Below are 13,964 nucleotides of genomic sequence, written 5' to 3' on the forward strand. Positions count from 1 at the left end.
CTTCACCGCCGACCCCCACGGCACCCCCGGCACCCGCCTCTACCGCACCGGAGACCTCGCACGCCGACTCCCCGACGGAACACTCGACTTCCTCGGCCGCGTCGACCACCAGGTCAAACTCCGGGGCATGCGCGTCGAGCCCGGGGAGATCGAGAGCGCGATGCTCTCCCACGACGGCCTGGGTGACGCCGCCGTCGTCGCCGACACCGACGCGCGTGGGGAACAACGTCTCATCGGCTACCTCGTCCCCAGCCGGACGACGGCGGCCCCGGTGCGGACGCTGCTGGCGCTGGAGAGGTCCGGGCGCGCCGAGGGAGTGCCCCGCATGACGTTCCCGAACGGCACACGGGTCTTCTACCGCAACCGGGCGGAGACCGAGTTCCTGTACGAGGAGATCTGGGCGAACGAGGAGTACCTCCGGCACGGCGTCACCATCCCCGAGGACGCGTGCGTGTTCGACGTCGGCGCGCACATCGGGATGTTCACGTTGTACGCCGCGGCCAGGGCACCCAAGGGGGTCGTGCACTCCTTCGAGCCCATCCCGGACCTGTTCCGCGTGCTCGGCCTCAACACCGAGCTGCACGGCGTCAACGCGCGGCTGCACCCCGTCGGCCTGTCGGACGCGGAGGGGACGGTGGAGTTCGTCCACTATCCGCAGCTCTCCATCCTCTCCGGGCGCTACGCGAACGAGGACCAGGACCGGGCCGTGGTCACGACGTACACCGAGCAGGCGTGGGACGGGATCACGGCGCCGGGCGCACAGGACGAGCGGGCCCTGTTCGACGAGCTGGTGACCGAGCGGATGCGGCGGGAGGTCGTGTCCTGCCGGGTGCGCACGCTGTCCCGGACGATCCGCGAGGAGGGCGTCGAACGGATCGACCTGCTGAAGATCGACGCCGAGAAGAGCGAGAAGGACATCCTGGACGGCATCGAGGACGAGCACTGGCCGATCATCGGCCAGATCGTCGCCGAGGTGCACGACATCGGGGACCGCGTGCGCGAGATCACCTCCCTCCTGCGCGGCAAGGGCTTCCACGTCACTGAGCACAGCACCTCCCAGTTGGACCGGACCCGGCTGGTGACGCTCTACGCCGTGCGGGAGCCACGCGGGACCGGCACCCCCGAGGCACCCGCCGCGCACTGGTCCGACCCGGCGCTCCTGGCCGAGGACGTGCGCGCTCACCTGCGGGAACGGCTGCCGCTTTCCATGGTGCCCGACGCGCTGGTCGTGCTGGACGCGCTGCCGCTGACCCCCAACGGGAAGCTGGACCGCCGTGCGCTGCCCGCCCCGGGGCGCACGGACCGGGGGCCGCGCAGGCCGCCGGGGGACCGCCGCGAGGAGGTGCTGTGCCGGTTGTACGCCGAGATCCTCGGCGTGCCCGAGGTGGGGGTCGACGACGACTTCTTCGAGCTCGGCGGCCAGTCGCTGCTCGCGATCCGCCTGATGAGCAGGATCCGGGCCGAGCTCGGCGGCGACCTCGGCATCAGGGTGCTGTTCGAGTGCCCGACGGTCGCCTCGCTCGCCGGCCGGATCGGTGAGGGAGCCGGCAGGGACGACGCCGCCGTCCTGCTGCCCATCAGGGCGCGGGGCACCGCGGCCCCGCTCTTCTGCGTCCACGAGCTGTACGGCCTGAGCTGGGTGTACCGCCGGCTCACCGAGTACATCCCCGAGGACGTCCCGGTGTACGGCCTCCAGGCGCGGGGGATCCTGGAACCGGACCTGATGCCCCGCTCCCTGGAGGAGATGGCGCTCGACTACGCCGCCCGGATCAGGTCGGTCGCCCCGAGCGGGCCGTATCGCCTGCTGGGCTGGTCCTCCGGCGGGAACGTCGCCCATGCCGTGGCCACGGCGCTGCAGCGCCAGGGCGAGGAGGTCAGCTTCCTCGCGCTGCTCGATTCCTACGTCCCCGAGTGGCACCGCGGGCGGGGCGACGACGACGAGGAACAGGTCCTGCGCCGGATCGTCGAGTTCCTCGGACGTGACGACGGCCAGGCCTGCGACAGGGAGCGTGTGCTCGCGCTCCTGCGGGAGGAACACGGGGGCTGGGAGCACGTCGTCGGCGACTGGGTGTTCGGGGCGTTCCTGGACGCCGCGGTCAACACCCGCGGGATCGTCCGGGAGTCCCGCCCCGAGGTCTTCACCGGTGACGTCCTTTTCTTCTCCGCCGAGCGGACGGGCCCCGGGCACCACGACCCCTGCCGCGGCTGGGAGCCCTACGTCGCGGGACGTGTGGAACGCCACCCGGTGCCGGGTGAGCACAACGACATGCTGGACCACCCGGCCGTCGCCGAGATCGGCGCGGTCCTCGCCAGGAAGCTGGCCTGATGCCGAGCCAGGAACGGACACGGATGAGTTCAGGACTGAAACAGCGGGTGAGGTCGCTGTCCGCGTCGATGCCGCCCACGCCCTTGATGCCGTTGCACGACGAGCGGCTCGACCTCTTCGCGAAGCTGGAGTTCAGCAACTTCTCCGGAAGCGCGAAGGACCGGTCGGCCCTGTGGATCCTGCGTCAGGCGATCCTGCGCGACCAGGTGACGGAGAACTCCGTTCTCGTGGAGTCCTCCTCCGGCAACTTCGCCATCGCGCTGGCGTCCTTCTGCGCTTCGCTGGGCCTGCGTTTCGTCCCGGTGATCGACCCCAACGTGAACAGGCCGACGGAGAACTTCCTGCGGACGATCAGCACCCGTGTGGACAAGGTGCACGACCTCGACGACACCGGCGGGTACCTCAAGTCACGCCTCAGGCGTGTGCAGCAGTTGCGCGCGGAACTGGCGGACTGCTACTGGCCGAACCAGTACGCCAACGTGGACGGGGCGGACGCGCACTACCGCCTGACCGGGGCCGAGCTGTGCGACACGCTGGACCGGGTCGACTATCTCTTCGTCGGCGTGGGGACGGGCGGGACCATCGCCGGCCTGTCCCGGCGGCTCAAGGAGGCGTACCCGTACCTGCGGGTGATCGCCGTGGACGTCGCGGGCTCGGTCATCTTCGGCGGGGCGCCGGGCAGGCGGCGCATCCCCGGGATCGGGTCCAGCATCGTGCCTCCCCTGCTGGAGCGGGCGCTCATCGACGACGTCATGGTCGTCTCCGAGGCCGAGAGCATCGCCGGCTGCAATCTGCTCTGGCGCCGGCACGGGATCTTCGCGGGCGGGTCGAGCGGCAGCGTCTACGCCGCGATCCGGCGCCACTTCGCCGACTACCGCGGGCCGCGGCCCCGTGTCGTGTTCCTGTGCGCCGACCGCGGCAACGCCTACGCCGACACCGTCTACAACCCCCAGTGGGTCGCCGAGACCTACCCCGAGCGGGCCGACAACGTCCTGATCTCCTCACCGGCACCGGTGTGATTGGAGAAGCGTGAACATGCCCTTCGCTCCCCCCGACTCCTTCCTCGTCGTGCGGGGCACCGAGATCGCCGAGCTGATCGACGGGAACCGGGACGCGTGCGTGGAGGCGGTGCGCGACGCCTACCTGACGCACGCCCGCGGGGACTCGTCCCTGCCGCACAGCGCGTTCCTGCGGCTTCCCGGCCGGGAACGGGAACGCGTCATCGCCCTGCCCGCCTACCTCGGGGGCCGCTTCGACGTCTCGGGCGTGAAGTGGATCGCGAGCTGGCCGGAGAACGTCCGCCACGGTCTGGCGCGGGCGTCGGCCGTTCTCGTCCTCAACGACACCGGCACCGGGTTCCCGTACGCCTGCCTGGAGTCCTCGGTCATCTCCGCCACCCGTACGGCCGCGTCCGCCGTCCTCGGGGCGCAGGAGCTGATCGGCGCCAGGCACGCCGAGCGGGCCGGTTTCATCGGCACGGGCCTGATCGCCGACCACATCCGGCGTTTCCTGCTCGAACTCGGGTGGAAGATCGGGGGGTTCCGGCTGTTCGACGTCGACGAGAAGGCCGCCGGGCGGTTCGCCCGTTCGCTGCGGGAGAGCGACATGCCGGACGTCGAGGTCGCCGGCGACGCCCGCGAGGTGTTCGACTCGTGCGACCTGGTCGTGCTCGCGACGGTGGCGGGCACGCCCCACCTGGACGATCCCGCGATCCTGCGCCACGCGCCGACCGTGCTGCACGTCTCGCTGCGGGACCTGGACCCGTCCGTGATCGCCGTGGCCCAGAACGTGACCGACGACGTGGACCATGTGATGCGGGAACGCACGTCGCTGCACCTGACCGAGCAGCGGCTCGGGCACCGCGGCTTCGTCGACGGCACGCTCGCCGACGTGATGGAGGGCCGGCTCGCCCGGGACCCGGGCCGGGCCGCGGTCTTCTCGCCGTTCGGGCTGGGCGTGCTCGACCTGGCCGTCGGGAAGTGGGTCTACGACCGGACGATCGAGCGCGGCGGAGGAAGCCCGGTCCACGGCTTCTTCCCCGTGGCCTAGCCGGGCCGGCCATGGACCAGGCACTCATCGAGATCAGCGGCCTCACCCGCACCTACAAGAGCAAGGGCGGCACTCTGGTGCACGCCAACGCCGGGATAGACCTCACCGTCGCGCCCGGGCAGATCTTCGGCCTGCTCGGCGCGAACGGCGCGGGCAAGACGACCATGGTCATGCAGATCCTGGGGTTGCTCACGCCGTCGTCGGGGTCGATCCGCGTGGCCGACGTGGACGTCGTACGGCGCCCGGAGGCGGTCAAGCACATCGCCGGGTTCCTCCCGCAGACGGGGCTCGCGATGCGGCTCATCGAGGTGCGCCGGGCGCTCTCCTACACGGGCCGGCTGCGCGGGCTGTCCCACGAGGCCGCGCGGCGGCAGACCGACGACCTCCTCGACGAGCTGGAGCTCGGCGCGTACGCCGACCGGTACGTGCACCGGTTGAGCGGCGGCCTGCTGCGCCTGGTCAACCTCGGCATGGCGCTCATCGGCCGGCCGCGGCTGCTGGTCCTGGACGAGCCGACCAACGAGCTGGACCCGCGCAGCCGCCGCATGGTCTGGGACGCGCTGCGGCGCCGCAACGAGGCGGACGGCACCACCGTGCTGCTCGTCACCCACAACGTGCACGAGGCGGAACGCGCGGTCCACCGCGTGGCCGTGATGAACGGGGGCCGGATCGTCGCCGAGGGCACACCCGGCGAGCTCAAGGAACATCTGGGTCTGCAGATCCGCCTGGACCTGCGCATGAAGGACGGCCAGGCGCTCACCCCCGCCGAGGCGCGGCGCCTGTCGTCCTTCGGCACGATGACCGCCACCGGCCAGGAGGGCGGGTACGTCATCCACGCGGAGCCGGATCGCGTCGGCGATCTGATGGACGTGGTGGTGTCCGACATCCATCTGAAGCGGGTGGACGACTTCCGCGTGGCCAAGCCCACCCTGGAGGAGGCCTACCTCCAGTTGGAGGCGGCACCGGCCGCCCCTGACGCCACCCGGCGGCCGGCCCCCGCGCCGCCCCCCGCGCGCCGCCCCTTCGGCGCGGCCGGCGGCGGCCGTCCCTCCTGGTCCCTCGTCCGCACCGCGGTCCGGCGGCGGGGACGGGAGCTGAGCCAGCTGTGGCTGGAGCAGATGATGGGCGCCAGGACCACATGGGCGTGGACCGCGCTGTTCGGGGTCGTCATGCCGCTCGCCATGGTGTTCGGCATGACGAAGATCGGGACAGGTCTGACGGACCGGGAGAGCCTGCTCTACATCATCAGCGGAGCCACCGTCTTCGCCCTCGCCACCGAGAACGTGAACAACCTGGCCCAGCGGGTCGGCATGCTCAAGGCCGAGGGAACGATCATCTACTACGCCTCCCTGCCCATCAGCAAGGTGTCCTTCATCTCGGCGCTGATGTTGTCACGCCTGCTGCTGATCACCCCGGGCCTGGTCACCCCCATGGTGGCGGGCGCGCTGATGTACGACCTCGACCTGGCGCCGTCCGCCCTCATGCTGCTGGTCCTGCCGCTCGCCGCACTGTCCATGGCGTCCCTCGGCATGATGATCGGAAGCCTGTTCGCCCGGGTCGACGTCATCGCGATCGTCACCAACATCCTCGTCTTCGCCCTGCTGCTGATCGCCCCCGTCATGATCCCCTCCGACGCCCTCCCGGCACCGCTCCGCGCCGTGGGATGGCTGCTCCCCCCGACCTACGCCGCCGACGCCCTGCGCAGGAGCATGGCCGGGGACCTCGGACTGGCCCTCACCACCGATCTGGTCGTCCTCGCGGGCATGGCCCTGCTCGGCCTGACCGTGTCGGCCCGCTGGCTCCGCTGGCGCCTGTGAGGCGACCCGCGCCGGCCTACGCCGGCGGCGTGCCGGTGACGGCGTGGACGGCCCGGGTCGTGCGTGCCTCCGCTTCCCGCCACGACTCGGTCCAGGCGCGCAGCCGTGCGCGGTGAGCCGTCACGCGTCCGCAGACCTGGGCGATCGCCCGGGCGCGGGAGCGGGGGCCGGGGCCGCCGCCGTACTCGGCGGCCTCGCACACCTTGGCCGGGTCGGCGGGCACGTCGCCGGGTGTCTCGAAGTGGCCGCGGTCGCGTAGCACGTCCGCCAGGGAGGGCGCCGCGCCGTCGAGGACGAGACGGGCGGCCAGGCCGACCTCGTGGTGGGCGCGCCGGAAGGGGACGCCGCGGCGGACCATCTCCTCGGCGACGGCCGTCGCGGTGATCATGCTTTCTCCGGCGCGGCGTTCCATGGCGGCGGCGTTCACCGTGGCGCCGGAGAACACCTTCAGCAGGATCGTGACGGCCTCTTCGCTTTCCCGCAGTGCGTCCCAGACGGGCTTGGTGCCTTCGGTGCCGACGGCGACGGAGTTGGTGAACGGCTCGTTGCGCATCGCGGCGGCGGCCGCCACGAACGCCCCGAGGGCCGCGGACGTCTTGCCGCGCACGTGCTCCAGCACGAACGGGTTGCGCTTCTGCGGCATCATCGAGCTCGACCCCACCAGGTCGTCGGGGAGCCTGATCAGGCCGTGCTCCTCCGACGACCACAGCAGCAGGTCGGTCGCGGCCCGGCTCAGGACGACGCCGAGGGTGGTCGCGGCGGCCAGCAGCCGCAGGACCATGTCGCGTGCGGCGACCGCGTCGATCGAGTTGGGGACGACGGCGTCGAAGCCGAGCAGCTCGGCGGTCCTGGCCGCGTCGACGGGGATGGAGGTGCCGCCGACCGCGCCCGCTCCCAGCGGGGAGGACGCCAGGCCCTCCCCCGCGTGCAGGAGCGCGTCCACCTCCCGGGACAGGGCGCCGGCCAGGCCGGTCAGGTAGTGCCCGTAGGTGACGGGGACGGCGGGCTGGTGGTGCGTGTAGGCGGGCATGACGGTCGCGCCGTACCTCCTGGCCCGGTTCACCAGGACGAGCTCCAGCCGGATCAGGCGGCGCAGCAGCCGGGCCAGGGGCTCGCGCAGGCCGAGCCGCAGGCACGTGGCGTTGAGGTCGTTGCGTGAGCGGCCGGTGTGCAGCAGGCCGCCCACCTCCTCGCCGAGGACGCCGATCAGGTACCCCTCGTACGCCAGGTACAGGCCGCGGGGCGCGGGGCGTCCCTCGATGGGCCGGAAGTCCTGGTCGCGCAGGCCGGATATGGCGGTCAGCAGCGCCGCGGCCTCCCCGCGTCCGACGACGCCCCGCTCGGCGAGCATCACCACATGGGCCAGGTCCACCCGCGTGATCCGTTCCAGCTCGGCCTTCCACGGCGCGGTGCGTTCCCAGTGGGGTTCCAGCAGCATGCGCTGGAGCGCGGGGTCCAGCGGGGTCGTCAGGCGTCCGGTGTCCGCTCCCCCGGTCGTGTCCGTCACCTCAGGGTCCCGTCCGTATCTCTGGTGCGAGCCTGGCCAGCGCCTCCTCGGCCGCCGCGGCGGCCGAGGAGGCGGTGCCGGTCCGCGTGATGACGTGGCCGATCCGGTCGCGGAAGTCGCCCTCCAGCCGGACCACGCTCCCGGGCTCCTTGTAGATCTCGGTCTCCACGACGCCGGGGACGGCCGCGGCGCGGTCCGTGCCGTGGACGGCGACCAGGTCTCCCTCCCGGTCCGGCAGGAGGAAGCGGATCGAGCTCGCCCGGGCGACGGCCGGGGGGCGGGGGGAGCGCCGCGGCGGACGGCCGGCGAACGCGCGGACGGTCTCCATGACCAGGTCGACGCCGGTCGCCTCGTGCACGAGGCGCGGGATCCATCCGCCCGCCAGCCGCGGGTTCACCTCGATGATCACCGGTCCGTCCGCGCCGAGGCGCAGCTCCGCGTGCGCGGGGCCGAAGGACAGCCCCAGCCGGGAGACCGCCGCCAGGGCGGCCGCGCACAGGGCCTCCTCGTCCTCGCGCGCGAGGTCGGCGGGGTGGTCGTGGCCCACCTCCACGAAGGTGGGGGGCGAGCCGAGATGCTTGCGGGTCACGCCCACGGCCAGCTCGCCGAAGACCTCGACGGAGTACTCCTCGCCCGGCACGTACCGCTCGACGAGGACGCGCCGGGGCACCGGCCGCCCGCGTTCGTCGGCCGTCACGCCGAGGAGCTTGTCCGCGTACCGCACCGCTTCCTCCGCGGACACGCACAGCCGCACGCCCCGGCTGCCGCTGCCGGTGACGGGCTTGACCACGACCGGCGTGCCGATCCCGGCGACGGCGGCCGCCGCCTCGTCCGCGGTGCTCACGGCGGCGAAACGCGGGACGGGGACGCCGCCGTCGCGCAGCCGGTTCCGCTGCCGTTCCTTGTCCCGCGTGGCCTCGATCGCGGCGGCGTCCCCGCCGGGCAGTCCCAGGCGGGCGGCGACGGCCGCGGCGACCTCCACGTAGTAGTCCGAGCTCGTGCCCACGCCGGCCAGGGGCCCGGCCGTCCCGGCGAGGCCGCGGCACGCGGCGGCGACCTCGGCCACGTCGCCGGTCGGCGCGCGGAGGATCTCCGGTTCGTCGCCGCCGAAGCGGTACCGGGAGGGGTCCTCGGTCAGCAGGACGGGACGAAGGCCGAGGTCCCGTGCCCTGCGGACGAAGAGCCGGCCGGTGCCGGAGGTGTTGCTCTCCACGAGGGCGAGGACCCGCCCGCTCATCGCGCGTCCAGCGTCGCTCGTTCCTCGACGACCTGCGCGCGGGTGCGCCGTCCCCAGGGGTAGCGGCTCCAGACCTGTCCGAGCTCACCGGGGTGCGCGATGTCGAGCGGCTCCTTGGCGACCTCGTCGCCGGCGAACCCCTCCCGCCCCAGCCAGGCGTCGTGGTAGACCGTCCGCTGGTAGCGGTGCCCCTCGTCCGGCATCACGGCGAGCACCGTGGCGCCCGGGTTGCGCTCCGCCCACCAGCGGGCCACGTGATAGGAGGCACCGCTGGTCGGCCCCATGAAGAGGGTGTGGTCGGTGTGGAGCCGCCGGGTGGTCGCGAAGGCGTCCTTGGCCGGGATCCAGTGCACCTCGTCGAACAGGGAGTGGTCCAGCACCTGCGGCAGGAGCCCGTTCCCGAGCCCCCGCAGGCGCCGCCGCCCGTTCGGCGCCCCGAACAGGACGCTGCCGGTGGTGTCGACGCCGATGAGGATCAGCTCGGGCCACACCATGCGCAGGAACCCGGCGATGCCGGTGGAGGAACTGCCCGAGCCGACAGGACACACGAGGGCGTCCAGGCGCGGGAACGATTCGGTGATCAGCTCGGCGACCCGGCCGTAGGCGTTGATGTGCATCGGGTTGTCGTACTGCCCGGGGATGAACGAGTCGGGGTGCCGTTGGCGGATCCGCTCCACCCGGTCGAGCCGTGCCTGCTGGATGCCGCCGGTGCGCACCGCCTGCCCGCTCACGATGCTCACCCGGGCGCCGAGGTCCTCCAGGCGGCGGCGCAGCGGGCTCTCGATCGCCGGGTCGCCCACCAGGATCAGCGGGAGGCCGAGCCGGCGGCAGACCATCGCCAGCCCGAGCCCGTAGGTGCCCGACGTCGTCTCGATGACCGTGGTGCGTTCGGTCAGCAGCCCCTGTTCCATGGCACGCCGCAACACGAACTGCGCCGGCAGGAGTTTCATCAACTGGAAGGCGGCGGCGTACAGGCCCCCCGACAGGCGGATCAGGCGGGGCAGGACGGCCGACTCGACAGCGTCCGCGAAAGGCTCACGGATCCGGAAGGTGCTCATCGTCTCCCTCGGTGCAGAACTCCCAGGTGCGGGAGATGCCGACCCGGAGAAGCCCTCGCGAGGCCAGCGCGGTCTTCCGTGCGAGATCGGGGTCGGCGGCGTCGAAGACGAGGCCGACGACGCTGCCGCTGTGCGCCACCTGGATGCCGGCCGCCCCGGAGTCGGCCATCACCTGGAGCAGCGACGCGAACCGGTCCACCCGCAGGAACCGCTGGTTCAGGCGGGCGCTCGCGGTGGCCACCCGTCCGAGTGCCTGCACGGACCCCTCGCGGGCGCCCCGGCGCAACAGGCCGCGCAGCGCCCGGAAACACTCGATCTCCCAGGAGCTGTACCTGGCCGGGGTGAAGGCGAGGGTCTCGACCGGGTCGGGGCGGGCGACGAACCCCAGGACCTTCATCGGGGGCATGCGCACGTGGAGATCCTCGATGATCATGCCCTCGCGGTGGGCGAACAGCAGCATGCGGTCGAACATCAGGGGGTCGGCGGCGCGCTCGGCCTCGACCGCGATCCGGGCGATCCGGCTCGTCGGCAGGTCGCGGCCGAAGGCGTTCAGCACCGCTCTGATCGTGGCGGTGACATCGCTGGTGGAGGACCCCATGCCGAAGCCGGACGGGATGTTGCTCCGCACCGACACCGTCCCCCCGGCGGCGCCCGTCCCGAGGATGCCGGCGGTGGCCAGCGCGGCGCGTAACGCCTTCGTCTTCCACGGGGGATCCACCGTCCACGCCGGCGCCCCCTCGGTGATCCGGACGGTCACCTCGGTGCTCATCGTCGGGCACGGCAGCGTGACGAGCCCCCGGTGCAGTCCGCCGGACCATTCGAACACGCCCTGGAGAAGCTCGCCGTGATGGCCGCGCGCGGTGCCCCGCCCCTCACGGGGGGCCGTGGAGAAGGTGGTGCGATCGAAGTCGGGGGAAGCGAGCAGGGTGCCTCCGGGAATAACCGCGTCATCTGAGACCCCGCCTTGCCCGAAATGGTTTCCGGTACCCGGCTGGCTGCTCAAGCTGCCCCCTCAATCCATCCGCCGTGACTTTCCGGCTGACTTCTCGGCGAACACATCTGCGGGCGGCCGGCCCGCTTGAAAAAGCGCCGACCTCACCATATCCGAGCCGGCCGTTTCAAGGACCTTCGGAATGGATGCGTTTACCTTCGAAAACGGTCGATTGTTAGTGCTGTTTTAGGAGCCATTTAGAGGGCGGGCGGTCCGCTCTCCGAGTGCTCTCGCGTGCCCGGTCAGGCGGGCCTCGGGACCACCAGGCAGGCCTGCGCGGCCCGCCGCGCCGACGCGAACTCCACCACCTGCCGGCCCACCAGCGCGAGCTGCCGTTCGACGGCCGGGTTCGCCGTGCCGGGGCCGAGGGCCCTGGAGACGTCCACCGCCACGCCGAGCGGTGTCGGCCAGCCGCGCAGGGAGTGCACGATGTCGCGCAGGGCGCGCAGCGTGTTGACCGGCCCCTGGGAACCCGCGCCGACGGCGACGCATCCGACCGCCTTGTCGTGGAGATAGGGGCTCGGGTCGTCCCGGAGTTCCTCCAGGTAGTCCAGGGCGTTCTTCAGCAGGCCGGACAACGAGCCGTGATGGGAGGGAGACCCCAGCAGCAGGCCGTCCGCCGCCGCCACCGCGGCCAGCAGTTCGCGTGCCGCCGCGTCCTGTTCGCGGGACCTCGGGACGTAGAGGGGCAGCCGCAACTGCTCACCGCGGTAGAAGACCACGCGGGCCCCCAGGAACTCGGCGTGGGCCGCGGCGACCCGCAACAGCCTCTCCGTGGACGAGTCGGCCGATTGGCTTCCGCACAGCGCCACCACCCTGATCATGCCCACGTCGGCTGCACCCTCTCGCTCCTGTCGTCGATGGACCTCGGCCGCCGCGGCGCGCCCGGCCGTGTCATGTGACTCCCGCGGCGCTCATCGCATCCGGCGCAGCGCGGGCCGGGTCGTCGGCATCGCTCCGTCCAGGGCCTCCGCCACGCCGGCGACGGTCGGGTTCCGCATCATGTCGCGCAGGTCCAGCTCGACGCCCATGGTGCCGCGCACCAGGTTGAGCAGGCGGACCGCCATCAGGGAGTGCCCGCCGAGGTCGAAGAAGTTGTCGTCGGCGTTCACCGTTGGAACGCCGAGCACCTCCGCGAAGAGATCGCACAGGATCTTCTCGCGCTCGCCGGCGGGTGCCCGTCCGCCGCCCGCCCGGCCGCCGGCCGGGGCCGCGGGCAGGGCGTCCCTGTCGACCACACCCGCGGCGGTCCTCGGCAGCGTGTCCAGCAGCACCACCGACCGCGGCACGAGCAGCTCGGGCAGCACCTCGGACGCCTGGCGCCTGATCGCCTCGGGACCGGCCGAGGTCCCCGCGGGCACCACGTAGGCCGTCAGGCGGTCCTGCTCGTCCTCGCCCTCCCTGGCGTGCCGCGCGGTGACGAAGGCCTGGGACACCAGGTCGCACGCCTCCAGGGCCGCCGCGACCTCCGCCGGGTTCACCCGCACCCCGCTGATCGTGGTCCGGTCCTCCACCCGGCCGACGACGTGCAGGTCGCCCTCGCGCGTCCACCTGGCGAGATCCCCGGTACGGAACATGCGCGCACCGCACGGCCCGAACGGGCAGGCCACGAACCTCTCCGCCGTCTCCGCCGGTCTGCGGTGGTAGCCGAGGCCGAGCCCGTGTCCCGCCACGTACAACTCGCCGGTCACGCCGTACGGCACCGGGCGCAGCGCGTCGTCCAGCACGAAGACCTGGGTGTCGCGGCGCGGCCGTCCGGCGGTGAGCGTTCCGGGGCCGGCGGGCCGTTCCCCTGGGTGGCGCGCGGCGACGCAGGCGCCGCTGGTCTCCGGATGACCATGATCGCTCACGGCGCGCACGCCGGCCTCGGGATGGCCGTCCACGAGCAGGACGCGGCCACCCCGGGCGAACGTCGCCAGCAGGGCGGCGTGGTCGTCGATCGTGACCGGCCGGCCCGGCAGGTGGAGGACCGGTTCCGCCGTCCGGTCCTCGGCGAGGGACCCGGCACGGTTCGCCAGGCCGCGATGCGTGATCACCGTCCCCCGCAGGGGGAGCCACCCCTCGGTGGGGTACGTCACGAACGCCGCGTCCAGGAGGGCCGGTCCCCTGCCGTCCCCCTGCCGGGTGCCCGTCCCCCGCATGACCTCCTCGGTCAGCAGGAGACGCGGCACCCCGGCGGGCAGGGCGTCGTGTGTGCCCGCGTCGCAGACCACGAGGGCGGGCCGGGCGTCCTCCAGGACGGCCGCCACGCCGGCCGGCCCGGCGTCGGACAGCGGCAGGCAGGCCGCTCCCGCCTTCAGGACGCCGAGCAGGGTCTCGGCCAGGGCGGAACGGGACGACACGCACACCGCGACGACGTCACCGGGCCGCACGCCCTGGTCCTCCAGCAGGAGCGCGACGGCCCCGGACCGCCGTTCCAGCTCCGCGTAGCCGACCTCCCCCTCGCCGGTCACCAGGGCGACGGCGTCCGGACGGCTCCGCGCCCGCGCACTGATCGCCTCCACCACCGTCGTCTCCGCCGCCGGGCCCGCCGTCGCGTTCCTGGCCACGAGCAGGTCGTGCAGGTCCGCGTCGCCCAGGACCGGCAAGCGGTCCACGGGCAGCGACGGGTCGGCGGCGGCGGCCGTGAGCAGGCGTTGCCACGCGGCGACGAAGAACTCCATGGTCGCCCGGTCGAAGAGGTCGCCGGCGTACTGGACGAAGCCTTCCAGCCCTCGCTCCGCGCCGTCGTCGCCGAAGCGCTCGTTGACCTCGATGACCATGTCGAAACGCGAGATCGGGTTGTAGATCTCCTTGTCCTGGACATCGACCCCCGGATAGTCGGCGGTCGCCGCGTTCTGCAGGACGAGCATGACCTGGAAGAGGGGGTGGCGGGCGAGGGAGCGGTTGGGGTTGAGGGCTTCGACGAGGTGGTCGAAGGGGAGGTCTTGGTGGGTGTAGGCGTTGATGTTGGTGGTGCGGGTTTGGGTGAGGAGTTGG

Annotated in this window: 10 protein-coding genes; 4 read left to right on the top strand and 6 right to left on the bottom strand. The window is 72.6% G+C overall.

The genetic code is table 11. The features are described from left to right. From ABGB17_RS38345 to ABGB17_RS38360, 4 genes are all read left to right on the top strand, one after another. The coding region (locus tag ABGB17_RS38345; RefSeq protein WP_347639223.1) for an FkbM family methyltransferase at positions 1 to 2,326 on the top strand (2,326 nt) is incomplete at its 5' end. 23 nt (positions 2,327 to 2,349) lie between these two features. Continuing rightward, the gene (gene sbnA, locus ABGB17_RS38350; RefSeq protein ID WP_347639225.1) at positions 2,350 to 3,345 is read left to right on the top strand and encodes a 2,3-diaminopropionate biosynthesis protein SbnA; all 996 of its coding nucleotides are present in this window, start codon (positions 2,350 to 2,352) and stop codon (positions 3,343 to 3,345) included. A gap of 16 nt (positions 3,346 to 3,361) precedes the next feature. Then, a complete protein-coding gene (gene sbnB / locus ABGB17_RS38355; RefSeq protein WP_347639227.1) occupies positions 3,362 to 4,375 on the top strand; it encodes a 2,3-diaminopropionate biosynthesis protein SbnB in 1,014 nt (337 codons plus the stop codon). A gap of 11 nt (positions 4,376 to 4,386) precedes the next feature. Next, on the top strand, positions 4,387 to 6,192 hold the full coding sequence (locus tag ABGB17_RS38360) for an ATP-binding cassette domain-containing protein (protein ID WP_347639229.1): 1,806 nt from the start codon (positions 4,387 to 4,389) through the stop codon (positions 6,190 to 6,192). Between the two features lie 16 nt (positions 6,193 to 6,208). Here ABGB17_RS38360 and argH read toward each other — a convergent pair whose 3' ends face one another. The 6 genes from argH to ABGB17_RS38390 all read right to left on the bottom strand — a co-directional run. Further along, positions 6,209 to 7,699, bottom strand: a complete 1,491-nt coding sequence (gene argH, locus ABGB17_RS38365; protein ID WP_347639231.1) for an argininosuccinate lyase — start codon at positions 7,697 to 7,699, stop codon at positions 6,209 to 6,211. Between the two features lies 1 nt (position 7,700). Then, a complete protein-coding gene (locus ABGB17_RS38370) occupies positions 7,701 to 8,936 on the bottom strand; it encodes an ATP-grasp domain-containing protein (RefSeq protein ID WP_347639232.1) in 1,236 nt (411 codons plus the stop codon). Next, positions 8,933 to 9,994, bottom strand: coding sequence for a cysteine synthase family protein (locus tag ABGB17_RS38375; protein WP_347639234.1), 1,062 nt, complete (start codon positions 9,992 to 9,994; stop codon positions 8,933 to 8,935). The genes ABGB17_RS38370 and ABGB17_RS38375 overlap by 4 nt, the downstream gene beginning before the upstream one ends. Next, positions 9,972 to 10,820, bottom strand: a complete 849-nt coding sequence (locus ABGB17_RS38380; RefSeq protein ID WP_347639236.1) for a GHMP kinase — start codon at positions 10,818 to 10,820, stop codon at positions 9,972 to 9,974. Before ABGB17_RS38380 ends, ABGB17_RS38375 begins: the two co-directional genes overlap by 23 nt. A 407-nt stretch (positions 10,821 to 11,227) precedes the next feature. Beyond that, positions 11,228 to 11,809, bottom strand: a complete 582-nt coding sequence (locus ABGB17_RS38385; protein WP_347639240.1) for an NAD(P)H-dependent oxidoreductase — start codon at positions 11,807 to 11,809, stop codon at positions 11,228 to 11,230. Between the two features lie 90 nt (positions 11,810 to 11,899). Then, positions 11,900 to 13,964: AMP-binding protein (locus ABGB17_RS38390; RefSeq protein ID WP_347639238.1), on the bottom strand; the 2,065-nt coding region annotated here is incomplete at its 5' end.

The sequence above is a fragment of the Sphaerisporangium sp. B11E5 genome, from assembly GCF_039871875.1.
In the GTDB taxonomy this organism is placed as follows: Bacteria; Actinomycetota; Actinomycetes; order Streptosporangiales; family Streptosporangiaceae; genus Sphaerisporangium.

What these genes read in the sequence shown, in the direction of transcription:
- sbnA (WP_347639225.1), top strand. Translation starts at nt 2,350, where the DNA reads ATGAGTTCAGGACTGAAACAGCGGGTGAGGTCGCTGTCCGCGTCGATG.
- sbnB (WP_347639227.1), top strand. Translation starts at nt 3,362, where the DNA reads ATGCCCTTCGCTCCCCCCGACTCCTTCCTCGTCGTGCGGGGCACCGAG.
- ABGB17_RS38360 (WP_347639229.1), top strand. Translation starts at nt 4,387, where the DNA reads ATGGACCAGGCACTCATCGAGATCAGCGGCCTCACCCGCACCTACAAG.
- ABGB17_RS38370 (WP_347639232.1), bottom strand. Translation starts at nt 8,936, where the DNA reads ATGAGCGGGCGGGTCCTCGCCCTCGTGGAGAGCAACACCTCCGGCACC.
- ABGB17_RS38375 (WP_347639234.1), bottom strand. Translation starts at nt 9,994, where the DNA reads ATGAGCACCTTCCGGATCCGTGAGCCTTTCGCGGACGCTGTCGAGTCG.
- ABGB17_RS38385 (WP_347639240.1), bottom strand. Translation starts at nt 11,809, where the DNA reads ATGATCAGGGTGGTGGCGCTGTGCGGAAGCCAATCGGCCGACTCGTCC.